A 23,513-nucleotide genomic window follows, 5' to 3' on the forward strand; every position below is an offset into this window, starting at 1 on the left:
GCGATCGCGGGCATGGGCTGCTCCTACAGGAGCACGACGACCTATTCGAACAATGCATCCAGCGCCTGCTCCAGGCGCGTCACGGCGATCACCTGCAGGCCGGGCGGCGACTCTTTCGGCGCGTTGCCCTTGGGTACGATGGCGCGCTTGAAGCCGTGCTTGGCCGCTTCCTTCAGACGTTCCTGGCCGCTGGGCACCGGCCGCACCTCGCCGGACAGGCCGACCTCGCCGAACACCAGCAACTGGTGATCCAGCGGGCGGTTGCGCAGGCTGGACATCACCGCCGCCATCAGCGCCAGGTCCGACGCCGTCTCCAGAACCTTCACACCGCCGACCACGTTGAGGAACACATCCTGGTCGTAGGTCGGGATGCCGCCGTGGCGGTGCAGCACCGCCAGCAGCATGGCCAGCCGGTTCTGGTCCAGGCCCAGGGTCACGCGGCGCGGGTTGGCCAGGTGGCTGGTGTCCACCAGCGCCTGCACCTCCACCAGCATCGGCCGCGAGCCTTCCCAGGTGGCCATGACCACACTGCCCGGCACCGACTCCTGGGCGCGGGTGAGGAAGATGGCTGACGGGTTGGAAACTTCCTTCAGACCACGGTCAGTCATGGCGAACACGCCCAGTTCGTTCACCGCGCCGAAGCGGTTCTTCACTGCCCGCAGCAGGCGCAGGCGGCCGTCGGATTCGCCCTCGAAATACAGCACGGTGTCGACCATGTGCTCCAGCACGCGCGGGCCGGCCAGGGAGCCTTCCTTGGTGACGTGGCCTACCAGAAAGATCGCCGTGCCGCTCTGCTTGGCGAAGCGCACCAGCAGCGCCGCACTCTCGCGCACCTGAGCGACGCCGCCAGGCGCGGATTGCAGCTGTTCGGTGAAGATGGTCTGGATCGAGTCGATCACCATCACCTTGGGCTGCTCCTGGCGCGCCGTAGCGATGATGGTCTCGATGCAGGTCTCGGTCATGACCTTGAGCTTGTCCTCGGGCAGGCCCAGGCGGCGGGCGCGCATGGCGACCTGCTGCTGGGATTCCTCTCCCGTGACATAGAGCGCCGGCAGGCGCGTGGCGATGTTGCAGAGGGTCTGCAGGAGGATGGTGGACTTGCCGATGCCGGGATCGCCGCCGATCAGCACGACCGAGCCGTCGACCAGGCCGCCGCCCAGAGCTCGGTCGAGCTCCGCCGAGGCGGTGGAGAAGCGTGGCATTTCCTCGACGCTGACTTCGGCGAGGGTCTTGATGTTGGCCTGCTGGCCGGCCCAGCCGCCACGACCGGAGGAGCTGCTGGCCGAGCCGCCGGTGGGGGTGGTGTCGATGACGGTTTCGACCAGGGTGTTCCAGGCGCCGCAATCAGGGCATTGACCGGCCCATTTCGGGTAGGTGGCGCCGCACTCGGTGCAGCCGTACATGCGCTTGGCCTTGGCCATGGGGGACTTCCGTCGAATGCAAAGTCCCCATCATAAGCCAATCGGGTGGAACGGTTCAGCTCGCCAGGCGGCGGTACTGGCTCTCCATATCGTGCTTGAGGCTTTCGCGGCGCATCAGCAGCGAGGCCAGGGTACAGTCGGGGCGTTCGATGCCCTCCTCCACACGACCGATACGCTGGTCCAGCAGCTCGTACTGCAGCTTCAGGCGGACCAGGCGCTCCTGGGCGCGCAGGGCTTCGGCGTTGCGTTTGGGGAGCTTGGTGACGGACTTGCCAGAGGACGAAATGGCTTTACGCATGGCGGTGGCACCGGTTGGAAAGAGATGACGGGAGCCTACGCCTCGCGCAGACAGCCACCCTTGACTCTGGTCAAGCTCAACCGGATCGCTTGAGCAGGTCGGAAATCTCGTCCTTCAGCGCCACGCGCTGCAGCTTGAGGGAATTGAGAGCGAGATCGTCCATCGCCTGGCGGCCGTCCTCGATGTCGTAGATCTTCTTGTCCAGCTCCTCGTAGCTGGCGGCCATGCGGGTGAAGTTCGCGTCCTTCCCGTGCAACCGGGTCATCAGGGCCTTCTGGTCGGGGAATTCGCGGGATAGGGGATGATGCTCGAGCGGCATGGCGGGCCTCCTTGTTGGATCCGTTGGAGTGGATGGCTTGCCCGATAAGCCTAGACCACGGCGCGAGGCCGCCCACCGCCGCCGGTCATACCGTTGGAATTGACCGCGCACGGGGTGTTCAGACGGCGACGGGCCGCTAAACTGCGCCTGTCCCCCTCTATCTTGCGTAACAAGGAGTCTGTGCATGAGTCTGCTCAACGAATTCAAGGCCTTCGCGGTCAAGGGCAACGTGGTCGACATGGCCGTCGGTATCATCATCGGCGCCGCCTTCGGCAAGATCGTCTCGTCCTTCGTCGGTGACGTGATCATGCCGCCCATTGGCCTGCTGATCGGTGGCATGGACTTCTCCGACCTGGCGATCACGCTCAAGGCCGCCGAGGGCCAGACGCCGGCGGTGATGCTGGCCTACGGCAAATTCATTCAGACCTGCCTGGACTTCATCATCGTGGCCTTCGCCATCTTCATGGGCGTGAAGGCCATCAACAAGCTCAAGCGCGAAGAGGCCGTGGAGCCCAGCGCCCCGCCGGTGCCGAGCGCTGAAGAAACCCTGCTGACCGAGATCCGCGACCTGCTCAAGCAGCAGAACAACCGCGCTCCTTGAGCAGATCGCTGACCGGGCCGGGGTCGGCCCCTGACGTCAGTCCGGCGGCGTCAGCAGCACGCGGCCAATGCGCCGCTCGCTGACGTCCGTCACCTCCAGGCGCCAGCCGCCCAGCTCCAGCGTGTCCCCCTTGGCCGGCAAGCGGCCAAGGTGCTTGAGCGCCAGGCCGCCGAGGGTCTGGTACTCCGCCGTCGGGCGGGCGTGGAAGCCGACCCGTTCGGCCAGCGCCGACAGTGTCACGGCACCGTCCACCCGGTAGGCGCCCGCCTCTGCCTCGATGTCCGTACCGGACACCTCGCTGGCGTCCGGCAGTTCACCGGCAATCGCCTCCAGCACGTCGGTCATGCTCAGCATGCCCTCGAAGCCACCGAACTCGTTGACCACGAAGGCCAGGTGGGTCGAGGCCTCGCGCATCAGCTCCAGGGCGCCCAGCACCGTACTGCTGTCCGGCAGGCTCAGCGGCTCGCGCAGCAGCGGCAGAATGTCCAGCTCACGGCCCTGCAACAGGGCAGAGAACAGCTCCTTCTTGTGCACATAGCCCAGCGGCTCGTCTATGTTGCCTTCGCGGATCACCAGCAGGCGCGAGTAAGGCGACTCCAGCAGCGCGCGGCGGATGTTCTCCGGGCTGTCGGCCACGTCCACGCGGTGTACGCGCTGGCGGTCGATCATCACGGCTTTGACCGGACGCTCGGCCAGACCCAGCACACCGCTGATCATCACCCGCTCACGGCGGTGGAACGGCGCGTCTCCGCCATCGTCCGGGCCCACCAGGTCGGCGATGTCTTCGCCCACTTCGTCGGCGTCGACCTTACCGCCCATCAGGCGCAGCACGGCGTGGGCGGTCCGCTGGCGCAGGCCACGCTGGCCGCGCTGGCTCTTCTGGCGTTTCCAGCGCACCAGCTGGTTGGCCATCTCGATCAGCAGGCTGAAGCCGATGGCGGCGTACAGGTAGCCTTTCGGGATGTGGAAGCCAAGGCCTTCGGCCGTCAGACTGAAACCGATCATCAACAGGAAGCCCAGGCACAGCATGATCACCGTGGGGTGCTCGTTGACGAAGCGGGTCAGCGGCTTGCTGGCCACCATCATCAGGCCGATGGAGAAGATGACTGCGATCATCATCACTTCCAGCTGCTCGACCATGCCCACGGCGGTGATCACCGCGTCGAGGGAGAACACCGCGTCCAGCACCACGATCTGCGCGACTACCGGCCAGAAGGCGGCATAGACACGCTTGCCGTTGGAGGTGTGCACGCGGCCTTCCAGGCGTTCATGCAGCTCCAGCGTCGCCTTGAACAACAGGAACAGACCACCGAACAGCATGATCAGGTCGCGGCCGGAGAAGGACTTGCCAAACACCTCGATCAGCGGTTCGGTGAGCGTGACCAGCCAGGAAATGCTCGCCAGCAGGCCCAGGCGCATCAGCAGCGCCAGCGACAGGCCGATCAGCCGTGCGCGGTCGCGCAGGTGCGGCGGCAACTTGTCCGCCAGGATCGCGATGAAGACCAGGTTATCGATGCCGAGCACCAGCTCGAGCAGGATCAGGGTGAGCAGGCCGAGCCAGGCCGTGGGGTCCATCAACCATTCCATGTCGAACGACCTCGCTGGGCGCGCGCCATGGCAGGCTGGGAAGGCTTATCCGCGAACGCGGGTGCCGGGGGAGGTTCGCCGAACGCCGGCTCTACAGGGGTAGCGACCGGGGCCGGCGTTGTACTTTGACTGTCCATAAGGTCCGAAAAAAGGGAAACGGACGCTTATCCTAAGGGCAAAGCCCCGCGGCCCTAAGGGGACAATCTTTTCAAAATCTATCGGGCCGAACTTACCAATAGTTTTCCACGGCGATCTGGCCGGGCTTGCGCGTCAGCGCCAGGCTCATGCCGCGGGCCTTCAGCACGGCACGGGTGTCCTCGATCATCTGCGGGTTGCCGCAGAGCATCACCCGCGAATGTTCCGGGGTGAGCTCCAGACCGGCGGCGCGTTCCAGCTCGCCGTTCTCGATCAGCGTGGTGATCCGCGCGTTCAGGCAGCCGGGCACCTGTTCGCGGGTGACCACCGGGATGAACTGCAGCTTGTGGATATGTTCGGCCAGATGCTCCATCGCGCCGAAGCTGGCAATCAGGTCGCGGTAGGCCAGTTCCTTTTCCTCGCGGGCGCTGTAGACCAGCTTGATGGTCTCGAAGCGCTCCCACACCTCGAAGTCCTGCAGGATCGACAGGAACGGCGCCAGGCCGGTGCCGGTGGAGAGCAGCCAGAGGTCGCGGCCATCAGGGAAACGGTCGAGGGTGAGGAAGCCGAAGGCCTGGCGGTCCACCAGCAACTGGTCGCCAACGCGCAGGCGGCTGAGCTCACTGGTGAATTCTCCGCCGGGGACGACGATGGAGAAGAACTCGAGGAAGTCGTCGTGGGGCGCCGAGACCATCGAGTAGGCGCGCCAGACGATGCTGCCGCTGGGCTTGTACACGCCCAGGCGGGCGAACTGCCCGGCGCGGAAGCGGTAGCCGCTGTCGCGGGTGGTGCGCAAGGTGAACAGGCTCGGGGTGAGCGTCTGCACCTCCACCAGGGTCTGGCGGGTGAACTTCTCTTCGCTGGCGGTCATCGTCCGCTCCTTTGCAGGCAACGGCCCATTTTCCCGTATTCCCGGCGCAAGAAACACCCGCAAGGCTTGTGGCTATCCGGGGAGATCGCCACAAGCCTGCTCTGGATCAGTCCCTTTGGATCAATGCTTGCGGTTCACCACCTGGGCGGCGCGCAGCACGTCGGTGCCGATCTCGCCCTCGAACTGCTTCCACAGCGGCTGCATGGCGGTGCGCCAGGCTTCGCGCTCGGCCGGGGTCAGGGCGACGATGCGCGCCTTGCCGTTGGCGACCACGTGCTCGCGCTCCTTCTGGTTCAGCGCTTCGGCGTCCTTGTTCACCTCGACGGTGACTTCTTCGATGATGCTTTCCAGCTGGGTGCGCACCGGGTAGGGCATGCTGTTCCAGAACTTCTGGTTGCTGATCACCATGTAGCTGAGCACACCGTGGTTGGTCTCGGTGATGAACGGCTGGGCGCTGTCGAGCTTCTGGCTGCCGATGTTCGACCAGGTGTTCTCGGTGCCCTGCACCTTGCCGTCCTGCAGCGCCTTGAGGGTCTCGGCGAAGGGCATTTTCACCGCCGTGGCGTCGAGCAGGCCGAACTGGGCGTTGATCACCGAAGACGGCTGGATGCGGAAGGCCAGGCCCTTGGCATCGGCCGGCGCGCGCAGTTCACGGTTGGCCGAGAGCTGCTTCATGCCGTTGTTCCAGTAGGCCAAACCGTAGATGCCCGAGCGCGCCATGGAATGCAGCAGTTCGCGGCTCTTGTCGCGCTTCTGGAAGCGCTTCACCGCTTCCAGGTCGTCGAACAGGAACGGCAGGTCAAAGACTTCCAGCTGCTTGGTGTAGCCCTCGAACTTCGACAGCGACGGCGCCAGCATCTGCACCTTGCCGTCCTGCAGCGCCTGCAGCTCGTCGGCATCGCCGAACAGCGTGGAGTTGGGGAACACCTCGACCTTCACCTGGCCGGCCAGGCGCTCTTCCACCAGCTTCTTGAACAGCAGCGCACCGCGGCCCTTGGGCGTGTCATCGGCGACGACGTGGGAGAACTTGATGACGATGGGCTCTTCGGCGAAGGCCGGTTGAGCCACGAGGAAAAGGGCGGACAACGCCACCCCGAGCAACGACTGGTACATCGATATCCTTATGCAATGGCAATAGCCCGGCGCGCGAACGACTGTCGCGTGTCGAGGATTCGTGAAGACTTGGAAGAGTGGCCGTCGGTCGGCGGAGCGCAACTCCGGGATCGGGCCCTACCGGGTCGCATGGACCGCCCGGTTATTATTGGGAAGCCGCCACGCAGACGAAGGCGGGGCGGATAGGTCATAATTTTTCGGTATAACGCTGGCCCGCACAAGCCATTGCGAGTCAACCACGTCTCAATTTGATGACAAACTCGTTGCAATAAGCCACTACTCATTGCCAACGAAGCAGCACCTCTATCTCAGCCATTTCCGTCGTTTCGAGAGTCCCATGCCCGTCCTCGCCAGCCCCTTCGCCCAGCTCGACCTGGTCCGCCACCCCGAACAGCGCGAAGACCCGCTGCAGGCCTTCGATGCGGCCGACGAGTACCTGCTCAGCCATCTCCATGAGCAAGGCGTCGGTGCGGACAGCCGCGTGCTGGTGCTCAACGACAGCTTCGGCGCCCTCGCCGCCAGTCTCGTTCCCCATGTGCGCCTGACCAGCAGCGGCGACTCGCACCTGGGCTTAATCGCCCTCGAGCGAAACCTCGAACGCAACGGCCTCGCCGAAGCGCCGCTGACCTTCGTCCCCGCCAGCGAAACCCCACAAGGCCCGTTCGACCACGTGCTGATCCGCGTGCCCAAGACCCTCGCCCTGCTGGAGGAACAGCTGATCCGTCTGCACGGCCAGCTCGCGCCGGGCGCGAAAGTCGTCGCCGCCGGCATGATCAAGCACCTGCCGCGCGCCGCCGGCGACCTGCTGGAAAAGTACATCGGTCCGATGCAGGCTTCGCTCGCCGTGAAGAAAGCCCGCCTGCTGGTGGCGACGGCCGAAGCGCGCCCCGCGCCCTCCTCACCCTATCCGAGTCGCTACCGGCTGGACAAACCCGCGCTGACGCTGCTGAACCACGCCAACGTGTTCTGCCGCGAAGGCCTGGACATCGGCACCCGCGCCTTCCTCCCGCACCTGCCGCAAGTGCACCACGCCGTGCGCGCGGCGGACCTGGGCTGCGGCAACGGCGTGCTGGGCATCGCTTTCGCGCTGCTCAATCCGCAGGCCGAGCTGACACTGGTGGACGAGTCGTACATGGCCGTGCAGTCCGCGCGGGAGAACTGGCAGGCCGCCCTGGGCGACCGTCCGGTGGATATCCACCCCGACGATGGCCTCGCCAGCCAGGCCACCGACTCCCTGGACCTGATCCTGTGCAACCCGCCCTTCCACCAGCAGCAGGTGGTCGGCGACTTCCTCGCCTGGCGCATGTTCCAGCAGGCCCGCGCCGCGCTGGTCACCGGCGGCGAGCTGTGGATCGTCGGCAACCGCCACCTGGGCTACCACGCCAAGCTCAAGCGGCTGTTCCGCGGCGTCGAGCAGGTGGCGGCAAATCCGAAATTCGTGGTGCTGAAAGCGACCAAATGAGCGCTCGGGATTGCTCCGGCCGTCGTGCCGGAGCAGCATGGTTCGCCCCCACCCGGATGCGCGCCATGACCGCACAAGAAGCCGCCCTCCTCCCGCCCGAACTGATCCGCACCGCCGACGGCGTCGATCTTGCCTTGCGCCGCATAGGCCCGGCGGACGGCGTGCCGGTGGTGCTGACCCACGGCACCTTCTCCAACCACCGCAGCTGCCTGGGGCTCGCCAACTACCTGGGCAGCCAGGGCTTCGCCTGCTGGCTGTTCGACTGGCGCGGGCATGGCGACAGTGGGCGCAATGAATTCCTGCATAGCTTCGACGACGTGGCCGAGCAGGACGTGCCGGCGATTCTCGATGCCGTGAGCCAGCGCACCGGGCAGGCGGCGCTGCATTGGGTCGGCCACTCCGGCGGCGGACTGATCGTCTCGATGTGGGCCGCACGCCATCCCGAACCGGCGCAGCGCCGCCTGCGCTCACTGGTGCTGATCGGCTCACAGGCCACCGCGGCCGGCACCAGCCCGCGGCACTGGCTGATGCTGCAGGCTTTCGACTGGATGCTGCGCTGGCGGCGCATCGCGCCCAGCCGCGCGAAGAGCGTCGGCCCCGAGGCGGAGAGCGCCCGGCTGATGCGTCAGTGGTGCCAGTGGAATTTCCGCCGGCGCTTCGACTCGCTGGAAGGCTTCGACTATCTGGCCGGGCTGGGCGCTGTCGAGCTACCGGTGCTGGGCGTGGCGGGCGGCGGCGATACCTTTATCGCGCCGGTCGCCGGGTGCGAGGCACTGGTGAAGGCCTTTGGCGGAGCGCAGGCGAAGCTGGAGCTGTTCGGGCTGGCGACGGGGGCGCGGGAGGACTACAACCACAACCGCCTGCTGCTCTCGCGCAATGCCAGCCTGGAAGTCTGGCCGCGCATTACCCAGTGGCTGGCGCAGCATTGATCCTTGTAGGGCGCATAACCTGGAACAGGTTATCCGCCGGTGGCTTTTGCGGCGGATAACGCTGGCGCGTTATTCGCCCTACGCGGCTGCCAGACTGTCGCGGGCATGGCCCGCTCCTACAGGTTCAGTGCGGCCGGGGTGTCGACGTCGCGCAGCACGCCTGCGTCAGTAACTTCCAGGGTGATGCAACGATCTCGATTGGCCTGCACCACCGTGCGTGCACCTTCGTCGCCGGTGAGCTGTGTCAGCACCGGCCAGAACTCGCGGCCGAACAGCACAGGGTGGCCGCGCTGGCCGTCATGAAGCGGGAAGAGAATGCCCGAGGCGCTGGCTGCATCGGCGAGCGCACGCAGGGTTTGCGGAGCGATCCACGGCATGTCGCCGAGCAGGATGGCCACGGCCTGAGCCTGCGAGTCGATCAGCGAAGCCGCGCCGGCCGACAGGCTGTGCCCCATGCCGAGCGCCGCTTCCGGGCTGTGGATAACCCGGCAGCCGGCGGGCAGGCCGAAATCCTCCGCCTGCTCGCCGTCACGCAGCACCACCCTGACTTCATCGAATACCACCTGCGCGCATTCGACGCTGTGCGCCAACAGGCTGCGCCCGTCAGGCAAGGTCGCGCGGCGCTTGTCCGCGCCGAAGCGCGAGCCCTGGCCGGCGGCCAGGACCAGCGCCACGACCGTCACAGCGCCTCGCGGGCGATGCCGCTGCGGGTGCGCAGGATGTCGGCGAGCACGGCCAGGGCGATTTCCGCCGGGGTCTTGCTGCCCAGGTTGAGGCCGATGGGCGCGTGGATGCGCGCCAGTTCGGCATCACCCAGGCCGCCGATACGGTGCAGGCGTTCGCGGCGCTTTTCGGACGTGGTGTGCGAGCCCATCACGCCGATGTAGAAGGCTTCGGTGCGCACGGCTTCGAGCATCGCCAGGTCGTCGATCTTCGGGTCGTGGGTCAGGGCGACCACGGCGGTGTCCGCGTGGCAGCCACCATTGGCGATGAAGATCGACGGCAGTTCGCGGCGGATTTCGATGCCGTCCAGCACCACGCCATCCAGCGCCTCTTCACGCGGGTCGCAGAGAATGACTTCGAAGCCCAGGCCCTTGCCGAACTCCGCGCAGAAGTGCGCGACGCTGGAGTAGCCGGCCAGAAGCAAGCGCTGAGCAGCACCGACGCGCAGACGCACGCGGGCTTCGTCACGCTCGACACGCGGGCCGTGCTCGTGGTCGTCGCTCAGGCGGCGACTGCCGTCCTGCAGGTTCACTTCGCGCAGCAGGCGGCGCTGGCCGAGCAGCGCCGACTCCAGTTCGCGCAGGTGGGCCTGCACGTCGCAATCGGGCGCGAGGTTTTCCACCAGCACGTCGAGGATGCCACCGCAGGGCAGGCGGATGTTCGTGCGGGTATCGGTGCCGTCGCCGTAGCGCACGACGACTACCGGCTCGCTGAACTCGCCTTCGGCGACGCGTTCGAGAAAGTCATCCTCGACGCAGCCGCCGGACAGCGAACCCACCCACTGGCCGCTGGCGTTGACTGCCAGCAGCGAACCCGGCGCGCGGGGCGCCGAGCCGTAGGTGAAGAGCACGCTGCACAGCCACACGCGCTGCCCGGCGTTGGACCACTGGAGCGCCTGCCGGACTACTTGCAGATCGAGATGCTGCACGACTCACTCCGCTTTGAGTTGAGCGACCTGTTGTACGCCCATGTCACCCGGCAAGCCACCCCAGGCCTGGCGCAGATAGTTGATGAGGTCGGTGAGCTGCTCATCATTGAGCTTGTCGGCGAAGCCCGGCATCGGCTGCATGCGCTCGAAACCGGTGAACTGCTGCTCGCGGATGCCTTCGACTATGACCTTGGCCAGGTTGCGCGAATCGGCCAGGCGCAGGGTGGTGTTGCCCTGCATGGCCACGGCGATGTGCGGCTTGCCCTCGCCGTCGTTGCCGTGACAGCCGGCGCAGACGTTGAGGTACTGCTGGCGGCCACGCTTGGCGCTGTCGCTGAGCTTGTCCTCTGTCACCGCCTGGACCACCTTGGCCTGCGGCGGCTGTTCGCCGAGCAGGTAGGTGGACATGGCGGCCAGGTCCTCGTCAGCCAGGTGCTGGGTGCTCAGGTGCATCACCGGGAACATCTCGTTGAACATGCTGCCCTGCGGGCTCATGCCGTGCTTGAGGAAGCCGGTGAGGTCGGCACTGGTCCAGCCGCGCTCGGCCAGGTCCTGGGCCAGCAGGCTCGGGGCGCTGTAGCCGTTGAGCAGGCCGCCGGTGAGGCGCTTGTCCTGCTGCAGGGCGCCGATCTGGTTACGCGGGGTGTGGCACTCACCACAGTGGCCGAGCACTTCCACCAGATACTGCCCGCGCTGGTACGCCGCGCTCTTGCCCTCGGCGTTCTCCAGCTGGACGCTCTTGCCGTAGAGCATGTTCCAGCCCGACAGTCCCATGCGCACGTTGAACGGGAAGCTCAGGCTGGTTTCGGGTGCGGCGCGGTGCACCGGCGTCTGACTCATCAGGTAGGCGTAGAGGGCATCGCTGTCCTCGCGCTTGATGAGGTGGTACGAGGTGTAGGGCATGGCCGGGTAGAGATTGGCCCCGTCCTTGCGCTTGCCTTGGGTGACGGCGGCGAAGAAGTCGTCGGCGCTGTAGTTGCCGATGCCGAACTCCTTGTCCGGGGTGATGTTGCTGCCGTAGATGGTGCCGAACGGTGAGTGGATCGGCAGGCCGCCGGCGAACGGCGCGCCGCCCTCGGCGGTGTGGCAGGCCATGCAGTCGGCGGCGCGGGAGACGTACTCGCCGCGCTTGATCAGCTCCTGGTCGGCCGCCTGGGCACTGAGCGCCAGGCCAAGACCAATGGCCAGCGTGAGGCCGGAAAGAATGCGCTGCATGCTTAGCCCTCCTTGACCAGGCCGAGATCGGTCAGCACTTCGCGGGTGGCGTCGTAATAACGCACATACCCGGTGCAGCGACAGATGTGGTGGCCGAGGCTCGCTTCGATGGTCGATTCCAGTTCGCTCTTCTTCAGCGGCTGGCGCTGGGCCTTCTCCACCAGCACAGTGGCTGCGTTGACGAAGCCCGGCGCGCAGTAGCTGCACTGGAAGGCGAAGCGGTCGACAAACTTCTGCTGGATCGGGTTCAGCTCCTTCACCGAACCATCTTCCTCGCGCTTGGCGTGGCCCTCGATGGTGCGCACCTTCTTGCCTTCGAAGTAGTGCGCGCCGGTGATGCAGGTGCGCACTTCCTCGCTGGTGCCATCGGGGTTGTCGACGATCACCACGCAGGCGTGGCAGATGCCCTGGCCGCAGCCCAGGCGCGAACCGGTGAGGTTCTGGTATTCGTGCAGGTAGTCGATCATCGGCAGGTCCTCGGGAACCTCGACCGGACCGACGGTTTGACCATTCAGGGTCAGGTTGAGCGGACGGTTAGCCATGGAGGGCCTCCTTGATGCGAGCGGGGGTGATGGGCAGGTCGCGGACACGCTTGCCGATGGCGTGGGCCACGGCGTTGCTGATGGCGCCGACCACCGGGATCATCACCACTTCGGCGATGCCCTTGGACGGGTCGCTGGGCGAGAGCGGCGGAAGGATTTCCGAGCTCTGCTGCCAGACGGCCACGTCCTTCGCCTTCGGGAGACGGTAGCGGTTGAAGTTCCAGTCGCCCTCGCCCGGGCCCCCCTCGTAAAGCGGCATGTCTTCGAGCAGCGCATGGCCGATGCCCATGGCGGTGCCACCTTCGATCTGGCCTTTCACCAGTTCCGGCACCAGTACGCGGCCGCACTCGATCCAGCTGTGGTGATTGAGCACGCTGACTTCTCCGTTGCCCTTGTTCACCTTCAGCTCGACGATGGTCGCCACCGGGCTGTAGTAGGTCACCGCGGCGTTGTTCAACTGCACCGGCGGATAGGCCACATTCTGGCGGTCCAGCAGGTGGAAGCCGGCGCTGTTCATCTGCGCCTTCTTCACGCCGGGAGCGCCGTCGCCGTATTTCACGGCCAGGGCGTCCAGCGGCAGGCGGTCGCGCACGCCGTCGATGACGTAATCGCACTCCGCCCAGCTCCAGCGGTTGAAGCCGTGGACGGTAGCGCCGGTGACCAGGCCCTTGTCGTGGGCGACCTTGGCCAGTTCGGCGAACGACAGCGGCTGCAGGCCGTTGGCGGTGAGCTTGCCGTCGACCCAGTGGGCGTCTTCGCGGCGCACCACCAGCGGGTTGGCCGCGCCGTTGAACGGGCCGCGACGCCAGATTTCCAGGGCCGCCGGCCACAGGCCGTGGTTGAACAGCACGCGCGCCGCTTCACGGGTGGCGTGGCTGAAGTAGTAGGCCGAGTTGGTCGCCGACGACGCCGAGGCGTACTTGCCGACCCAGCGCGGGTTGCGCAGCTTCTCGTCCTGGGTGGGCTGGCTCATGGTGTAGGGGTCTTCGCCGCTGAGCAGCTGAAGCTCCGGCCACTCGGTTTCGGCGGTCTTCATCTCGTCCGCCGGTTTGCCGAGGAAGTCGGCCACCACCAGCGCCTGGGAAGTGGACATGCCCGTGCCGATCTCGATGCCGATATGGCGCATGTGCACCTTGCCCTGAGCATCGAACTCGATGCTCGCCATGGGCGCTTCGGAGCCAGTGCCGAAGTCCTTCTGGCAGATGGCGAAGCCAACGCCGTACCAGTGGTCCGGATCCTTGGCGTCCATCTCTTTCTTGCGCGCGTCGCGAGTCTTCCACCACTCGTGGGCGGCGGCTTTGTCGAGTATCTCGTGCAGGCGCAGGGCGCCGGCAGGAATCGCGCCCTGGGTGTTCTTCATGCCGGACTTGAGTGCGTTGACGCGGCGCAGCTCGATGGCATCGACGCCCAGGCGACCGGCGATCTCATCCACCATCATCTCGGTGGCGGCCATGCTCTGCAGGGTGCCGTAGCCACGCATGGAGCCGGCCTCGACGGCGCGGGAATGGTAGGCAGTCACCTGCAGGTCGTTCTGCGGCATGTAGTAGATCGACTGCGCAGCGGTAGCGCCCACGGCGGCCACGGACGGGCTGTAGTTGATGCGACCACCGCCGTCCACGCTCATCTCGGTGCGGAAGATCTTGAAGGTCATGTCCTTCTTGTCCACCGCCAGCTGGTAGCGAATATCGAACGGGTGGCGCTTGATGCCGCTCTGGAACTGCTCGTAGCGGTCATTGGCCAGGCGCACCGGTACACCGTTGCCGTACAGCGCAGCCAGGGCCGCATAATAGACGAAGATGTTGTGGTCCTTGGAGCCGTAACCCACGGTGTAACCGGGGTGCATGTTCAGCTTGGCCAGGCCGAAGCGCGACGGGGCGATCATGTGCGCCGTCTCGAAGGCGGCTTCGAACGGGCACTGGGTGGCGACCACGAAGTGCAGCGTTTTGCTCGCCGGGTCGTACCAACCGTTGCCGTTGTCCGGCTCCATGGCGGCCGGCTCGATGGAGGGGGTCTTGTAGCGTTCGTCGAAGACCAGCCAGTTCTCCGGCGGGTTTTCGATCTGGTCCTTGATCTTCTGCGCGTAGAACAGCCCCTGCTCGGTGAGGTCACCGTGCTGGTTGGGCTGCTGGTTCCACACCGGTTTGCGCTCGCGGATCATCGGGAAGAGGATCGAGTCCTTGAGGCTGGAGAACTCGTCCGGATCGGCCGAGGTTGCGCCGCCGACGCGCACGTAGCGGAAGCTGCCGTAGGGATCGCCCTGGTACAGCGGGGCCTGCGCGCCGTAGCGGATCGCCTTGTCGTTGAACTTCATCTTCAGCTTGGCCTGACGGAAGCGCTCGAAGTCATTCCAGATCAGGATGGCCACCGGGTGGCCGATGAACATCGGCACCTTGCCGCGCGGCAGCAGCGGGTCCGGGGCGTGGGCTTCGGGGAAGACGATGCCGTCCTTGTCCAGGTCCTCGGCAGTGACGATGCGGTCGGGCTGCAGCTCGGCGCCCAGCCAGGCAAGGTCGATACCGTCGAAGATGCGGTCGGCCTTGATGGTCTTGAGCAACATGGCGTGGCCCTGCTGCTGCGGCCAGCCGGGCATGTCCTTGGAACGGATGTCGCGGGCGAACACCTTGTTGCCGCAGACCTTGGACAGCGCGTCGTTACGGAAACGCGCCTTGCCGTCGTGGCCCATCCACTGCTGGGGGGAGACGGTGACGGAGTTTTCCATCAGGGCAGCGAAAGCCCGGCTACCGAGCGGCGCCATGGTCACGCTGACACCGGCAATCAGCCCGCCTTGCAGGAAGGCGCGCCGGGAAATATCACGGTTGGACATGGTTCATCCTCTGGACGGTGAAGGCCCGCCCATGTCGTTTTTTCTGTGCTGGAGAGAGTTCGGAGGGCGCGGAATCGCGGGCGCCTCGGGGATGGCGCCGAAGGAAAGATCCTGCAGGAAAACCTGACTCTTCTGTCAACTTTAACGCACCTCAATAGTGCGAAGCAAAGTCAATCGGGCGGCCTGTCGCGGCGATGAAAATTTTAGTCGACCGGTCGAGACTATTCGCCAATTGCGGGTTTCGCCGACGACAGGCGCAAAAGTGTTACAGCGTGCTACGCTGCGCACCCCTTGCTTAGCCCCCTAACGAAAGCACTTTCCATGACCGCCGAAGCCACGTCCCTGCTGCGCCACCGCCCCTTCCTCGCTTTCTGGCTCGCGCGAGTCTGCACGGCCAGCGCCTTCCAGATGATCACCGTGGCCATCGGCTGGCACATCTACGAACTGACCCACAACGTGCTCGACCTGGGCCTGGTGGGATTGGTGGAGTTCACCCCGCGCGTGCTGTTCATGCTGCACACCGGCCACGTCGCCGACCGCTACGACCGTCGGCGCATCGCCTCGCTCTGCCAGATCGGCCAGGGCCTGATCGCTGTCGCGCTGGTGATTGGCGCCAGCACTGACAACGTGACCCGCGAGATGATCTTCGTGATGGCCTTCCTGCTGGGCACCGCACGGGCTTTCGAGATGCCGACCACCCAGGCGCTGCTGCCAAACATCGTGCCCACCGCGCTGTTCCCGCGCGCCGTGGCGGCTTCAGCCTCGGCGATGCAGGCGGCGACCATTGCGGCGCCGGCCTTCGGTGGTTTCCTCTATGCCTTCGGCGCCTTCTGGGTCTACACGCCGACCGCGGTGCTGTACTTCATCGCCTGCGCCCTGGTGCTCACCCTGCCCAAGCGCCAGGCGCCGGCAGCGCAGGGCAAGGCGACCCTGGAATCGCTGCTGGCCGGCATTCGCTTCATCCGCAGCCGCCCGGACATCTTCGGTGCCATCTCCCTGGACCTGTTCGCCGTGCTGCTGGGCGGCGCCACCGCGCTGCTACCGGTGTTTGCCAAGGACATCCTGCTCACCGGTCCCTGGGGCCTGGGCCTGTTGCGTTCGGCCCCGGCGGTGGGTGCGCTGCTGATGTCGTTCTGGCTGGCGCGCTTCCCCATCGAGCGCAATGTCGGGCGGATCATGTTCCTCGCCGTCGGTATCTTCGGCGTCGCCACCATCGCCTTCGGCCTGTCGACCTCCTTCTGGCTTTCCCTGGCGGTGCTGGTGGTGCTGGGCGCGGCGGACATGATCAGCATGGTCATCCGTGGCGCCTTCGTGCAGCTGGAAACCCCGGACGAGATGCGCGGTCGGGTCAGCGCGGTAAACGGCCTGTTCATCGGTGCCTCGAACCAGCTGGGCGAGTTCGAGTCCGGCCTCACCGCCCACTGGCTCGGCACCGTGCCGGCGGTGGTGCTCGGCGGCGTCGGCACGCTGGTCGTCACTGGCGCATGGATGAAACTGTTCCCCACCCTGGCCAGGCGCGACAAATTGCACTGAAAAAAATCCCCCGCTGGAAGCACCAGCGAGGGATGTGGGAACGGGCGCTGCGAGCAGCGCCCGGATGGGATCGATTGCGCGAACTAGTGCGGTGTGCCCAGCCCCGCCGCGCTCATGAACAGGCGCATCAGCCAGGCCGCGATACCCAGGCCGGCGACGCTCAGCGCCCAGATCAGCACCAGCCAGCCCAGCCGCTTGCGCAGCGGCGCCTTCTGCGGTTCCTCGTGAGTCATGCTGCGCACCTCTAGTGGTAGCCGTCGCCGTGCTTCACCTTGCCGCGGAACACGTAGTAGCTCCACGCGGTGTAGACGAGGATGAAGGGGATGATGAACAGCGCGCCCACCAGCATGAAGCCCAGGCTCTGCGGCGGCGCCGCGGCGTCCCAGATCGACATCGACGGCGGGATGATGTTCGGCCACAGGCTGATGCCCAGCCCGCTGTAGCCGAGGAAGATCAGCGCCAGGGTGAGCAGGAATGGCTTCACATGGTCATTGCGCGCCACCGAGCGCAGCAGGCCGTAGAAGGTCAGCAGCACCAGCAGCGGCACCGGCAGGAACCAGAACAGGTTCGGCAGGCTGAACCAGCGATGGGCGATGTCTTCGTGGGCCAGCGGGGTCCACAGGCTGACGATGCCGATCACTGCCAGCAGCACCAGCGCCAGTGGCCTGGCCAGGTCATGCATGCGTTCCTGCAGGCGGCCTTCGGTCTTCATGATCAGCCAGGTGCAGCCCAGCAGGCTGTAGGCGACCACCAGGCCGAGGCCACAGAACAGCGGGAACGGCGCCAGCCAGTCCAGCGAGCCGCCGGCGAAGGCCCGGTTTTCCACCGGGATACCTTCGATGAAAGCACCCAGCGCCACGCCCTGGAAGAAGGTCGCCACCAGCGAGCCGATGATGAACGACTTGTCCCACAGGTGACGCTTGTTCGCCCGCGCCTTGAAGCGGAACTCGAAGGCCACGCCGCGGAAGATCAGCCCGACGAGCATCAGGATCAACGGCAGGTAAAGCGCCGAGAGCACGGCCGAATAGGCCACCGGGAAGGCGCCGAACAACGCCGCGCCGCCCAGCACCAGCCAGGTCTCGTTGCCGTCCCAGACCGGCGCGACGGTGTTCATCATCACGTCGCGGTCGCCCTCGTCCTTGAAGAACGGGTAGAGCATGCCTATCCCCAGGTCGAACCCGTCCATCACCACGTACATCATCACGCCGAAGATGATGATGATCGCCCAGATCAGCGGAAGATCGATTCCCATGGCTCAGTTCCTCCCCGCGTCAGTGCTGTCATCGTCGTCAAACCCCTCTTCGGTGGCCGACAGCGGCCGCGCAGCGGTACGTTTCTGGCCGGCGCCGCCATGGCTGGTCTCGCGGCCTTCGTGGGTGACCGGGCCCTTGCGCACCAGGCGCATCATGTAGCCGATGCCCACGCCGAACAGGCTGAAGTACACCAGCACGAACATCACCAGGGTCAGGCTCATCTGCGCGACGCTGTGGTTGGACACCGCGTCCGAGGTACGCATCAGCCCGTAGACGACCCACGGCTGGCGACCAATCTCGGTGGTGAACCAGCCGGCGAGGATCGCGATCAGGCCGGACGGTCCCATCCACAACACCAGATGGAGGAACGCGCGGTTCTCGAACAGCCGCTTGCGCCAGCGCAGCCAGACGCTCCACAGGCCCACCAGGATCATCAGCAGCCCCAGGCCGACCATGATGCGGAATGACCAGAAGATGATGGTGGAGTTGGGCCGGTCGGCTTTCGGGAAGTCCTTCAGCGCCGGGATCGGCTCGGTCAGGCTGTGGTTCAGGATCAGGCTGCCGAGTACCGGAATCTCGATCTTGAAGCGGGTTTCCTCGCGTTCCATGTCCGGCCAGCCGACCAGTATCAGCGGCGTCGGGCCGCCTTCGCTGTTGTCCCAGTGACCTTCGATGGCGGCGATCTTCGCCGGCTGGTGCTTGAGGGTATTAAGGCCGTGGGCGTCGCCCACCATGGCCTGGATGGGGGCCACGATCAGCGCCATCCACATGGCCATCGAGAGCATCTTGCGGATCGCCGGGTTGTCGCGGCCGCGCAGCAGGTGCCAGGCCGCCGAGGCGCCGACGAAGAAGGCGGTGGCGACGAACGAGGCGATCGCCATGTGCAGCAGGCGATAGGGGAATGACGGGTTGAAGATGATCGCCAGCCAGTCCACCGGCACCACGATGCCGTTGACGATCTCGTGGCCCTGCGGGGTCTGCATCCAGCTGTTGGAGGCGAGAATCCAGAAGGTGGAGATCAGCGTGCCGATCGCCACCATCACCGTGGCGAAGAAGTGCAGGCCCGGACCGACGCGGTGCCAGCCGAAGAGCATGACGCCAAGGAAGCCGGCTTCGAGGAAGAACGCCGTGAGCACCTCATAGGTCAGCAGCGGGCCGGTGACGCTCCCGGCGAAGGCCGAGAAGGCGCTCCAGTTGGTGCCGAACTGGTAGGCCATGACGAGGCCGGAGACCACGCCCATGCCGAAGTTGACGGCGAATATCTTCGACCAGAAGTGATAGAGGTCGCGGTAGACCTCCTCGTTGGTCTTCAGCCACAGGCCTTCGAGTACCGCCAGGTAACTGGCGAGGCCGATGGTGATGGCGGGGAAGATGATGTGAAAGGACACGGTAAAGGCGAACTGGATCCGGGCCAGGTCGAGCGCCTCTAATCCGAACATGACGATTCCTCTTCAGGCTGACGCCAACCCCACGGAAGGGTCGGGCACCGTACCTTGCGCATGCGCAGGGCGTTCTTGCGTGATGTCTGTGTTTCCAATGACTCAGTTTCGAGCCACCGATCTGGCGTCGGTTCGGGTTCTTTTTGCCGCTCAATCAGAATGGACCACCATCTGCATTGACGCCGCTCAAGAAACTGCATCGATCTTACGCGCCCGGCGGACGGTGGCTGGAGTGGTGGGTTGCCGCGCGACGGGGTGTCGCGCGACAGCTTGTCTCAGGTCTCGCCCGCGCAAGCCATATGAACAAAATCGAATATGAAAATGAAAAATTAATATTTTATTGGAATAACAAGACCGGGTAACTTTCGCTGCAACCGCTGCCGAGTGAGCCGCGGAAAAAGAATCCACCGCCCGTACGAAGGCCCCATCCCGGCCGGCCCGGACGCCAGCGGTCATCTGCCCCACAAGGACATCGCAATGAAAAAGCTGCTGCTTCTGACCGCCCTCGCCGCTGCCTTCAGCACCACTGCCTTCGCCAACGAAAAGCTGGTTGTCGCTGCCACGCCGATCCCCCACGCCGAGATCCTCGAGCTGATCAAGCCGACCCTGGCCAAGGAAGGCGTGGACCTGGAGATCAAGGTCTTCACCGACTACGTACAGCCCAACGTGCAGGTTGCCGAGAAGCGCCTGGACGCCAACTACTTCCAGACCAAGCCGTACCTGGACAACTTCAACTCCGGCAAGGGCACCAACCTGGTCACCGTGACCGGCGTGCACGTCGAGCCCTTCGGCGGCTACTCGAAGAAGTACAAGTCCATCGACCAGCTGCCTGACGGCGCCACCGTCGCCATCCCCAACGAAGGCAGCAACAGCGGCCGCGCCCTGCTCCTGCTGCAGAAGGCCGGCGTGATCAAGCTCAAGGACCCGAGCAACGCCCTGGCCACCCCGAAAGACATCGCCGAGAACCCCAAGCACCTGAAGTTCAAGGAACTGGAATCGGCCCTGCTGCCGCGCGTGCTGGACCAGGTCGACCTGGACCTGATCAACACCAACTACGCGCTGGAAGCCAAGCTCAACCCGGTGAAGGACGCCCTGATCCTCGAAGACCGCAACTCGCCCTACGTGAACTACCTGGTGGCGCGCCCGGACAACAAGGACAGCGATGCCCTGAAGAAACTCTCCGCCGCCCTGACCAGCCCGGAAGTCAAAGCCTTCATCGAGAAGAAGTACAACGGCGCCGTGGTGCCGGCCTTCTGATCCGTCGCCCGGCCGCTGGCCGGGCGCAACGACTCCCACGCTGGGCGCATCTGTAGCGCGCCCGCTTCGACGCCGGTGGGCAGGTTCCACCGGCGTTTTTCTTATCCCAGGACTTGCCATGAGCGACCACGCCAAAGGCCCCTCCACCCGCGCCGTACATGCCGGCCACGATGCCGACCGGCGCATGGTCACCCGCGCCAAGAGTCAGCCGATCTACCAGAGCTCGGTGTTCGTCTACGACTCGCTGGAGCAGGTCGACGACTTCCTTGCCGGCAACCCCGACAACTACATGTACACGCGCATCGGCAACCCCAACCACAGCGCCGTGGAAGAGCTGCTGCGCGAGCTGGAAGGTGGCGAGGACGCGCTGTTTTCCGCTTCCGGCATGGCGGCCATTTCCGCCGCGCTGCTGGGCGTGCTCGGCGCCGGCGATCACCTGATCGCCAGCCGTGAGCTGTACGGCACCACCCAGAGCCTGATCGAGAAGGAACTGACGCGCTTCGGCATCGCCTCCAGCCTGCTCGACCTCAATGACCTGGCGGCGGTGGAAGCGGCGATCACCCCGACCACGAAGCTGATCTACACCGAAACCGCCTCCAACCCGCTGGTACGCGTCAGCAACATCCCGGCGCTGGCCGAGCTTGCCCACCGCCACGGTCTCAAGCTGCTGGTGGACAACACCTTCCTCTCGCCGGTCCTCTACCAGCCGCTGCGCGATGGCGCCGACCTGGTGATCCACAGCACCACCAAGTACCTCAATGGCCACAGCGACGCCATGGGCGGCGCGCTGGTCGGCGATGCGCAGTGGATCGCCGCCGCGCGGCGCTTCCAGATCAACGCCGGCGGCAGCGCCAGCCCCTTCGAGAGCTGGCTGAATTTCCGCGGCGCCAAGACCCTGGCCCTGCGCATGAAGGCCCACTCGCAGAACGCCCAGGCGCTGGCCGAAGCCCTCGAAGCGCACCCGCAAGTGGCCCGCGTGTTCTACCCCGGCCTGCCCTCGCACCCGGACTTCGAGCTGGCGCAGCGGCTATTCCGCAAAGGCCATTCGGGCATGTTGAGCTTCACCCTGAAGGGCAGCCTCGACCAGGTCGACACGCTGATCGGCGAGCTGCAACTGGCCGCCTTCGCACCGTCGCTGGCCGGCGTCGCCAGCAGCATCACCCACCCCGGCAAGACCTCGCACCGTGCGCTGTCCGCCGAGGCCCTGACCGCGCTGGACATCCACGACGGCACCATCCGTGTGTCGGTGGGCATCGAGGACAGCGAGGACATCGTCCGCGACTTCCTGCAGGCGCTGGACGCGCTGTAAGAGCAGAAGGAGATTTCCCATGAACGCACCCCACGCGCCGCTACCGCTGCTGACCTTCCCCGACGCCGACAAGAGCCCGCTGAGCATCCGCGCCAAGGCGCTGGTGTTCTTCGACCCGCGCTCCCATGAAGTGCGCGACGAGGTGGAGCGTCTGGCACCGTTGCCGCAACCGGTGCTGATCCACGGCGAGACCGGCACCGGCAAGGAACTGCTGGCCCGCCACATCCACCGCGCCAGCGAGCGGCCCGGCCTGTTCGTCGCAGTGAGTTGCAGCGCCCTGAGCCGCAACTACGCCGACGCCGAGCTGTTCGGCTACGCACCGGGGGCGCACAACGGCCCGGTGGGCAGCCGCGCCGGCTGGTTCGGCTCGGCCAACGGCGGCACGCTGTACCTGGACGAGATCGCCGACCTGCCACTGTCGCTGCAACAGAAACTGCTGCGCGTGCTGCAGGAGCGCGAAGTGCTGCGCGTCGGAGCGCGCGAGCCGGTGCCAGTGGACGTGCGCCTGGTCGCCGCCACCAGCATCGATCTGGGGCAGGCGGTGAAAGCGGGGAAATTCCTCGAAGGGCTGCAGCAGTACCTGCACGACGGCAACCTCACGCTGCCGCCGCTGCGCGAACGCATCGGCGATATCCAGCCGCTGGCGGAATACTTCCTCGGCGTACATGCACAACGCCTGGAACTGCCGGTGCCACAGATCGCCACGGATACGCAGCGGGCGCTGGAAGGCTATTCGTGGCCGGGAAACATCCGCGAACTGGAGAACGTCATCCACTTTGCCCTGCTGGTCAGCCCGGACGAGGAGATACGCCCGGAGCACCTGAACTTTTCAGGCGGCGTTGCGGGATCAGGCGGGGAAACGCAGATAAGCGAAGAGGCGCTGGGGCATCTGGTGCGCCAGCCCGGCGTCGAAGCGCAGCTGCGTGCGCTACTGCAACGCCTGGAGCACGAGCGCGGCTGAGTCGCCGCGCTGTAGTCGCCAGCGCGACCCGAAGGGCCGCGCACGGGCGACTGCATGCAACTGGGGTATTACTTGGTGGCGGTGTTCGAGTGAGCAACCACCGGGGTGCACGACGGGTTGGTCAGCTTGGCCGGATCGGTCAGCAGGCCCGGCATCATGCGCGAGGTGCAGTTGAACACGCGGCCTTTGGTGGTGGTGGCGACGTAGGAGAGTTCCTGGCCACCCAGGGCATCCGGCTGCCCGGCTTTGACGTCGCTGACAACCAGCTCGTCGGAGGAAGCCAGACCGATCATCTGGGCGGTAGCGGCTTGCAGCGGAACGATGGCCTGGTTGGTGGTCATGGTCTGGCAACCGGCCAGCGAAGCGAAGAGTGCAGTGGCAATGGCGATGCGTTTGAAGTCCATCTCGAGATGCTCCCTGTTGGTGGTTTTTTGTCCTGCCGAGGGAGACTAACGGAATCGGCAAGTCAATCGCCATAGCCGTTTCACATGTTTTTCACGAAAAATTGCACACCTGTTCAAGTTTCCGGACTGGAACCCGCTCTATTCCGGTAACTGTGCTATGCGGAGAACTGTTTCACCCGCCTGACAGCCGGTAATCGTGGCAAAGCCACGAGTGGCGCTGAACCGTTTCACCTTTAGCGACGAACGGTCGCAGTGAAAGGCTTTGCCGAGTTGCAGGTCGGCAGGAGGGAATCCTGAGCAAAGAGTCAAAATAAGGTCGATTACCTGCAAATATCGAAAAAAGAAGTCCCATCGACCAGATCAATACCCCTCATCAAGACCATTCACTT

General features: G+C 65.5%; 22 protein-coding genes. 7 read left to right on the forward strand and 15 right to left on the reverse strand.

What is annotated here, in order from left to right:
- Positions 1-41 precede the first annotated feature (41 nt).
- The 3 genes from radA to IB256_RS10810 form a co-directional block, all read right to left on the reverse strand.
- Positions 42-1,421 (reverse strand): DNA repair protein RadA, encoded by a 1,380-nt coding sequence (gene radA, locus IB256_RS10800; protein WP_081520071.1) that lies wholly within the window; start codon positions 1,419-1,421, stop codon positions 42-44.
- A gap of 55 nt (positions 1,422-1,476) precedes the next feature.
- The gene (locus tag IB256_RS10805; RefSeq protein ID WP_192402515.1) at positions 1,477-1,719 is read right to left on the reverse strand and encodes a hypothetical protein; all 243 of its coding nucleotides are present in this window, start codon (positions 1,717-1,719) and stop codon (positions 1,477-1,479) included.
- Positions 1,720-1,795: 76 nt separating this feature from the next.
- Positions 1,796-2,038 (reverse strand): YdcH family protein, encoded by a 243-nt coding sequence (locus IB256_RS10810; protein WP_081520069.1) that lies wholly within the window; start codon positions 2,036-2,038, stop codon positions 1,796-1,798.
- A gap of 184 nt (positions 2,039-2,222) precedes the next feature.
- Between IB256_RS10810 and mscL the strand changes: the two genes are divergently transcribed.
- The gene (mscL, locus tag IB256_RS10815; protein ID WP_045216609.1) at positions 2,223-2,639 is read left to right on the forward strand and encodes a large-conductance mechanosensitive channel protein MscL; all 417 of its coding nucleotides are present in this window, start codon (positions 2,223-2,225) and stop codon (positions 2,637-2,639) included.
- A gap of 36 nt (positions 2,640-2,675) precedes the next feature.
- On the opposite strand, the gene IB256_RS10820 is transcribed toward mscL, so the two are convergent.
- From IB256_RS10820 to IB256_RS10830, 3 genes are all read right to left on the reverse strand, one after another.
- On the reverse strand, positions 2,676-4,226 hold the full coding sequence (locus IB256_RS10820; RefSeq protein WP_192292737.1) for a TerC family protein: 1,551 nt from the start codon (positions 4,224-4,226) through the stop codon (positions 2,676-2,678).
- A gap of 229 nt (positions 4,227-4,455) precedes the next feature.
- Positions 4,456-5,232: a ferredoxin--NADP reductase gene (locus tag IB256_RS10825; RefSeq protein WP_024764776.1), complete on the reverse strand. Its 777-nt coding sequence runs from the start codon at positions 5,230-5,232 to the stop codon at positions 4,456-4,458.
- A gap of 120 nt (positions 5,233-5,352) precedes the next feature.
- Complete coding sequence (locus IB256_RS10830) at positions 5,353-6,345, reverse strand: TRAP transporter substrate-binding protein (RefSeq protein WP_192292739.1); 993 nt, start codon at positions 6,343-6,345, stop codon at positions 5,353-5,355.
- A gap of 337 nt (positions 6,346-6,682) precedes the next feature.
- Between IB256_RS10830 and IB256_RS10835 the strand changes: the two genes are divergently transcribed.
- Entirely contained in the window at positions 6,683-7,807 is a 1,125-nt protein-coding gene (locus IB256_RS10835) for a methyltransferase (RefSeq protein ID WP_192402517.1), read from the forward strand.
- A 65-nt stretch (positions 7,808-7,872) separates the two neighbouring features.
- Positions 7,873-8,736 carry an alpha/beta fold hydrolase gene (locus tag IB256_RS10840; protein WP_225601721.1) on the forward strand — a complete coding sequence of 288 codons (864 nt, stop codon included), beginning with the start codon at positions 7,873-7,875 and terminating at the stop codon, positions 8,734-8,736.
- A 116-nt stretch (positions 8,737-8,852) separates the two neighbouring features.
- Here the strand turns inward: IB256_RS10840 and IB256_RS10845 are convergent, their stop codons facing one another.
- From IB256_RS10845 to IB256_RS10865, 5 genes are read right to left on the reverse strand one after another with little or no spacing between them, the layout of a single operon-like run.
- Positions 8,853-9,419 (reverse strand): NTP transferase domain-containing protein, encoded by a 567-nt coding sequence (locus tag IB256_RS10845; protein WP_192402519.1) that lies wholly within the window; start codon positions 9,417-9,419, stop codon positions 8,853-8,855.
- Positions 9,416-10,387 (reverse strand): XdhC family protein, encoded by a 972-nt coding sequence (locus IB256_RS10850; RefSeq protein WP_192402521.1) that lies wholly within the window; start codon positions 10,385-10,387, stop codon positions 9,416-9,418. Before IB256_RS10850 ends, IB256_RS10845 begins: the two co-directional genes overlap by 4 nt.
- 3 nt (positions 10,388-10,390) lie before the next feature.
- On the reverse strand, positions 10,391-11,602 hold the full coding sequence (locus tag IB256_RS10855; RefSeq protein ID WP_192402523.1) for a cytochrome c: 1,212 nt from the start codon (positions 11,600-11,602) through the stop codon (positions 10,391-10,393).
- Positions 11,603-11,604: 2 nt separating this feature from the next.
- Complete coding sequence (locus IB256_RS10860) at positions 11,605-12,144, reverse strand: (2Fe-2S)-binding protein (protein ID WP_024764769.1); 540 nt, start codon at positions 12,142-12,144, stop codon at positions 11,605-11,607.
- Positions 12,137-14,968, reverse strand: coding sequence for a xanthine dehydrogenase family protein molybdopterin-binding subunit (locus tag IB256_RS10865; protein ID WP_192402525.1), 2,832 nt, complete (start codon positions 14,966-14,968; stop codon positions 12,137-12,139). The genes IB256_RS10860 and IB256_RS10865 overlap by 8 nt, the downstream gene beginning before the upstream one ends.
- Positions 14,969-15,289: 321 nt before the next feature.
- Between IB256_RS10865 and IB256_RS10870 the strand changes: the two genes are divergently transcribed.
- A complete protein-coding gene (locus IB256_RS10870; protein WP_151188407.1) occupies positions 15,290-16,501 on the forward strand; it encodes an MFS transporter in 1,212 nt (403 codons plus the stop codon).
- A gap of 83 nt (positions 16,502-16,584) precedes the next feature.
- Here the strand turns inward: IB256_RS10870 and IB256_RS10875 are convergent, their stop codons facing one another.
- Genes IB256_RS10875 through IB256_RS10885 form a run of 3 tightly spaced genes read right to left on the reverse strand, consistent with a single transcriptional unit; the run spans position 16,585 to position 19,193 of the window.
- On the reverse strand, positions 16,585-16,734 hold the full coding sequence (locus IB256_RS10875) for a DUF2474 domain-containing protein (protein ID WP_081520058.1): 150 nt from the start codon (positions 16,732-16,734) through the stop codon (positions 16,585-16,587).
- Between the two features lie 11 nt (positions 16,735-16,745).
- Complete coding sequence (cydB, locus tag IB256_RS10880) at positions 16,746-17,753, reverse strand: cytochrome d ubiquinol oxidase subunit II (protein ID WP_192225329.1); 1,008 nt, start codon at positions 17,751-17,753, stop codon at positions 16,746-16,748.
- A gap of 3 nt (positions 17,754-17,756) precedes the next feature.
- Positions 17,757-19,193 carry a cytochrome ubiquinol oxidase subunit I gene (locus tag IB256_RS10885; protein ID WP_081520056.1) on the reverse strand — a complete coding sequence of 479 codons (1,437 nt, stop codon included), beginning with the start codon at positions 19,191-19,193 and terminating at the stop codon, positions 17,757-17,759.
- A gap of 477 nt (positions 19,194-19,670) precedes the next feature.
- On the opposite strand from IB256_RS10885, the gene IB256_RS10890 reads away from it, so the two are divergent.
- The 3 genes from IB256_RS10890 to IB256_RS10900 all read left to right on the forward strand — a co-directional run bounded on the left by IB256_RS10890 (position 19,671) and on the right by IB256_RS10900 (position 22,720).
- Positions 19,671-20,450: a MetQ/NlpA family ABC transporter substrate-binding protein gene (locus IB256_RS10890; protein WP_081520055.1), complete on the forward strand. Its 780-nt coding sequence runs from the start codon at positions 19,671-19,673 to the stop codon at positions 20,448-20,450.
- Between the two features lie 118 nt (positions 20,451-20,568).
- Entirely contained in the window at positions 20,569-21,759 is a 1,191-nt protein-coding gene (locus IB256_RS10895) for a trans-sulfuration enzyme family protein (protein ID WP_192402527.1), read from the forward strand.
- Positions 21,760-21,778: 19 nt separating this feature from the next.
- Positions 21,779-22,720 (forward strand): sigma 54-interacting transcriptional regulator, encoded by a 942-nt coding sequence (locus IB256_RS10900; RefSeq protein ID WP_192292757.1) that lies wholly within the window; start codon positions 21,779-21,781, stop codon positions 22,718-22,720.
- A gap of 68 nt (positions 22,721-22,788) precedes the next feature.
- On the opposite strand, the gene IB256_RS10905 is transcribed toward IB256_RS10900, so the two are convergent.
- On the reverse strand, positions 22,789-23,124 hold the full coding sequence (locus tag IB256_RS10905; RefSeq protein WP_015478994.1) for a hypothetical protein: 336 nt from the start codon (positions 23,122-23,124) through the stop codon (positions 22,789-22,791).
- Between the last annotated feature and the right edge of the window lie 389 nt (positions 23,125-23,513).

Source organism: Pseudomonas sp. PDM17 (assembly GCF_014851985.1).
GTDB lineage: Bacteria > Pseudomonadota > Gammaproteobacteria > Pseudomonadales > Pseudomonadaceae > Pseudomonas.

What these genes read in the sequence shown, in the direction of transcription:
- radA (WP_081520071.1), bottom strand. Translation starts at nt 1,421, where the DNA reads ATGGCCAAGGCCAAGCGCATGTACGGCTGCACCGAGTGCGGCGCCACC.
- IB256_RS10805 (WP_192402515.1), bottom strand. Translation starts at nt 1,719, where the DNA reads ATGCGTAAAGCCATTTCGTCCTCTGGCAAGTCCGTCACCAAGCTCCCC.
- IB256_RS10810 (WP_081520069.1), bottom strand. Translation starts at nt 2,038, where the DNA reads ATGCCGCTCGAGCATCATCCCCTATCCCGCGAATTCCCCGACCAGAAG.
- mscL (WP_045216609.1), top strand. Translation starts at nt 2,223, where the DNA reads ATGAGTCTGCTCAACGAATTCAAGGCCTTCGCGGTCAAGGGCAACGTG.
- IB256_RS10820 (WP_192292737.1), bottom strand. Translation starts at nt 4,226, where the DNA reads ATGGAATGGTTGATGGACCCCACGGCCTGGCTCGGCCTGCTCACCCTG.
- IB256_RS10825 (WP_024764776.1), bottom strand. Translation starts at nt 5,232, where the DNA reads ATGACCGCCAGCGAAGAGAAGTTCACCCGCCAGACCCTGGTGGAGGTG.
- IB256_RS10830 (WP_192292739.1), bottom strand. Translation starts at nt 6,345, where the DNA reads ATGTACCAGTCGTTGCTCGGGGTGGCGTTGTCCGCCCTTTTCCTCGTG.
- IB256_RS10835 (WP_192402517.1), top strand. Translation starts at nt 6,683, where the DNA reads ATGCCCGTCCTCGCCAGCCCCTTCGCCCAGCTCGACCTGGTCCGCCAC.
- IB256_RS10840 (WP_225601721.1), top strand. Translation starts at nt 7,873, where the DNA reads ATGACCGCACAAGAAGCCGCCCTCCTCCCGCCCGAACTGATCCGCACC.
- IB256_RS10855 (WP_192402523.1), bottom strand. Translation starts at nt 11,602, where the DNA reads ATGCAGCGCATTCTTTCCGGCCTCACGCTGGCCATTGGTCTTGGCCTG.
- IB256_RS10860 (WP_024764769.1), bottom strand. Translation starts at nt 12,144, where the DNA reads ATGGCTAACCGTCCGCTCAACCTGACCCTGAATGGTCAAACCGTCGGT.
- IB256_RS10865 (WP_192402525.1), bottom strand. Translation starts at nt 14,968, where the DNA reads ATGTCCAACCGTGATATTTCCCGGCGCGCCTTCCTGCAAGGCGGGCTG.
- IB256_RS10870 (WP_151188407.1), top strand. Translation starts at nt 15,290, where the DNA reads ATGACCGCCGAAGCCACGTCCCTGCTGCGCCACCGCCCCTTCCTCGCT.
- IB256_RS10875 (WP_081520058.1), bottom strand. Translation starts at nt 16,734, where the DNA reads ATGACTCACGAGGAACCGCAGAAGGCGCCGCTGCGCAAGCGGCTGGGC.
- cydB (WP_192225329.1), bottom strand. Translation starts at nt 17,753, where the DNA reads ATGGGAATCGATCTTCCGCTGATCTGGGCGATCATCATCATCTTCGGC.
- IB256_RS10885 (WP_081520056.1), bottom strand. Translation starts at nt 19,193, where the DNA reads ATGTTCGGATTAGAGGCGCTCGACCTGGCCCGGATCCAGTTCGCCTTT.
- IB256_RS10890 (WP_081520055.1), top strand. Translation starts at nt 19,671, where the DNA reads ATGAAAAAGCTGCTGCTTCTGACCGCCCTCGCCGCTGCCTTCAGCACC.
- IB256_RS10895 (WP_192402527.1), top strand. Translation starts at nt 20,569, where the DNA reads ATGAGCGACCACGCCAAAGGCCCCTCCACCCGCGCCGTACATGCCGGC.
- IB256_RS10900 (WP_192292757.1), top strand. Translation starts at nt 21,779, where the DNA reads ATGAACGCACCCCACGCGCCGCTACCGCTGCTGACCTTCCCCGACGCC.
- IB256_RS10905 (WP_015478994.1), bottom strand. Translation starts at nt 23,124, where the DNA reads ATGGACTTCAAACGCATCGCCATTGCCACTGCACTCTTCGCTTCGCTG.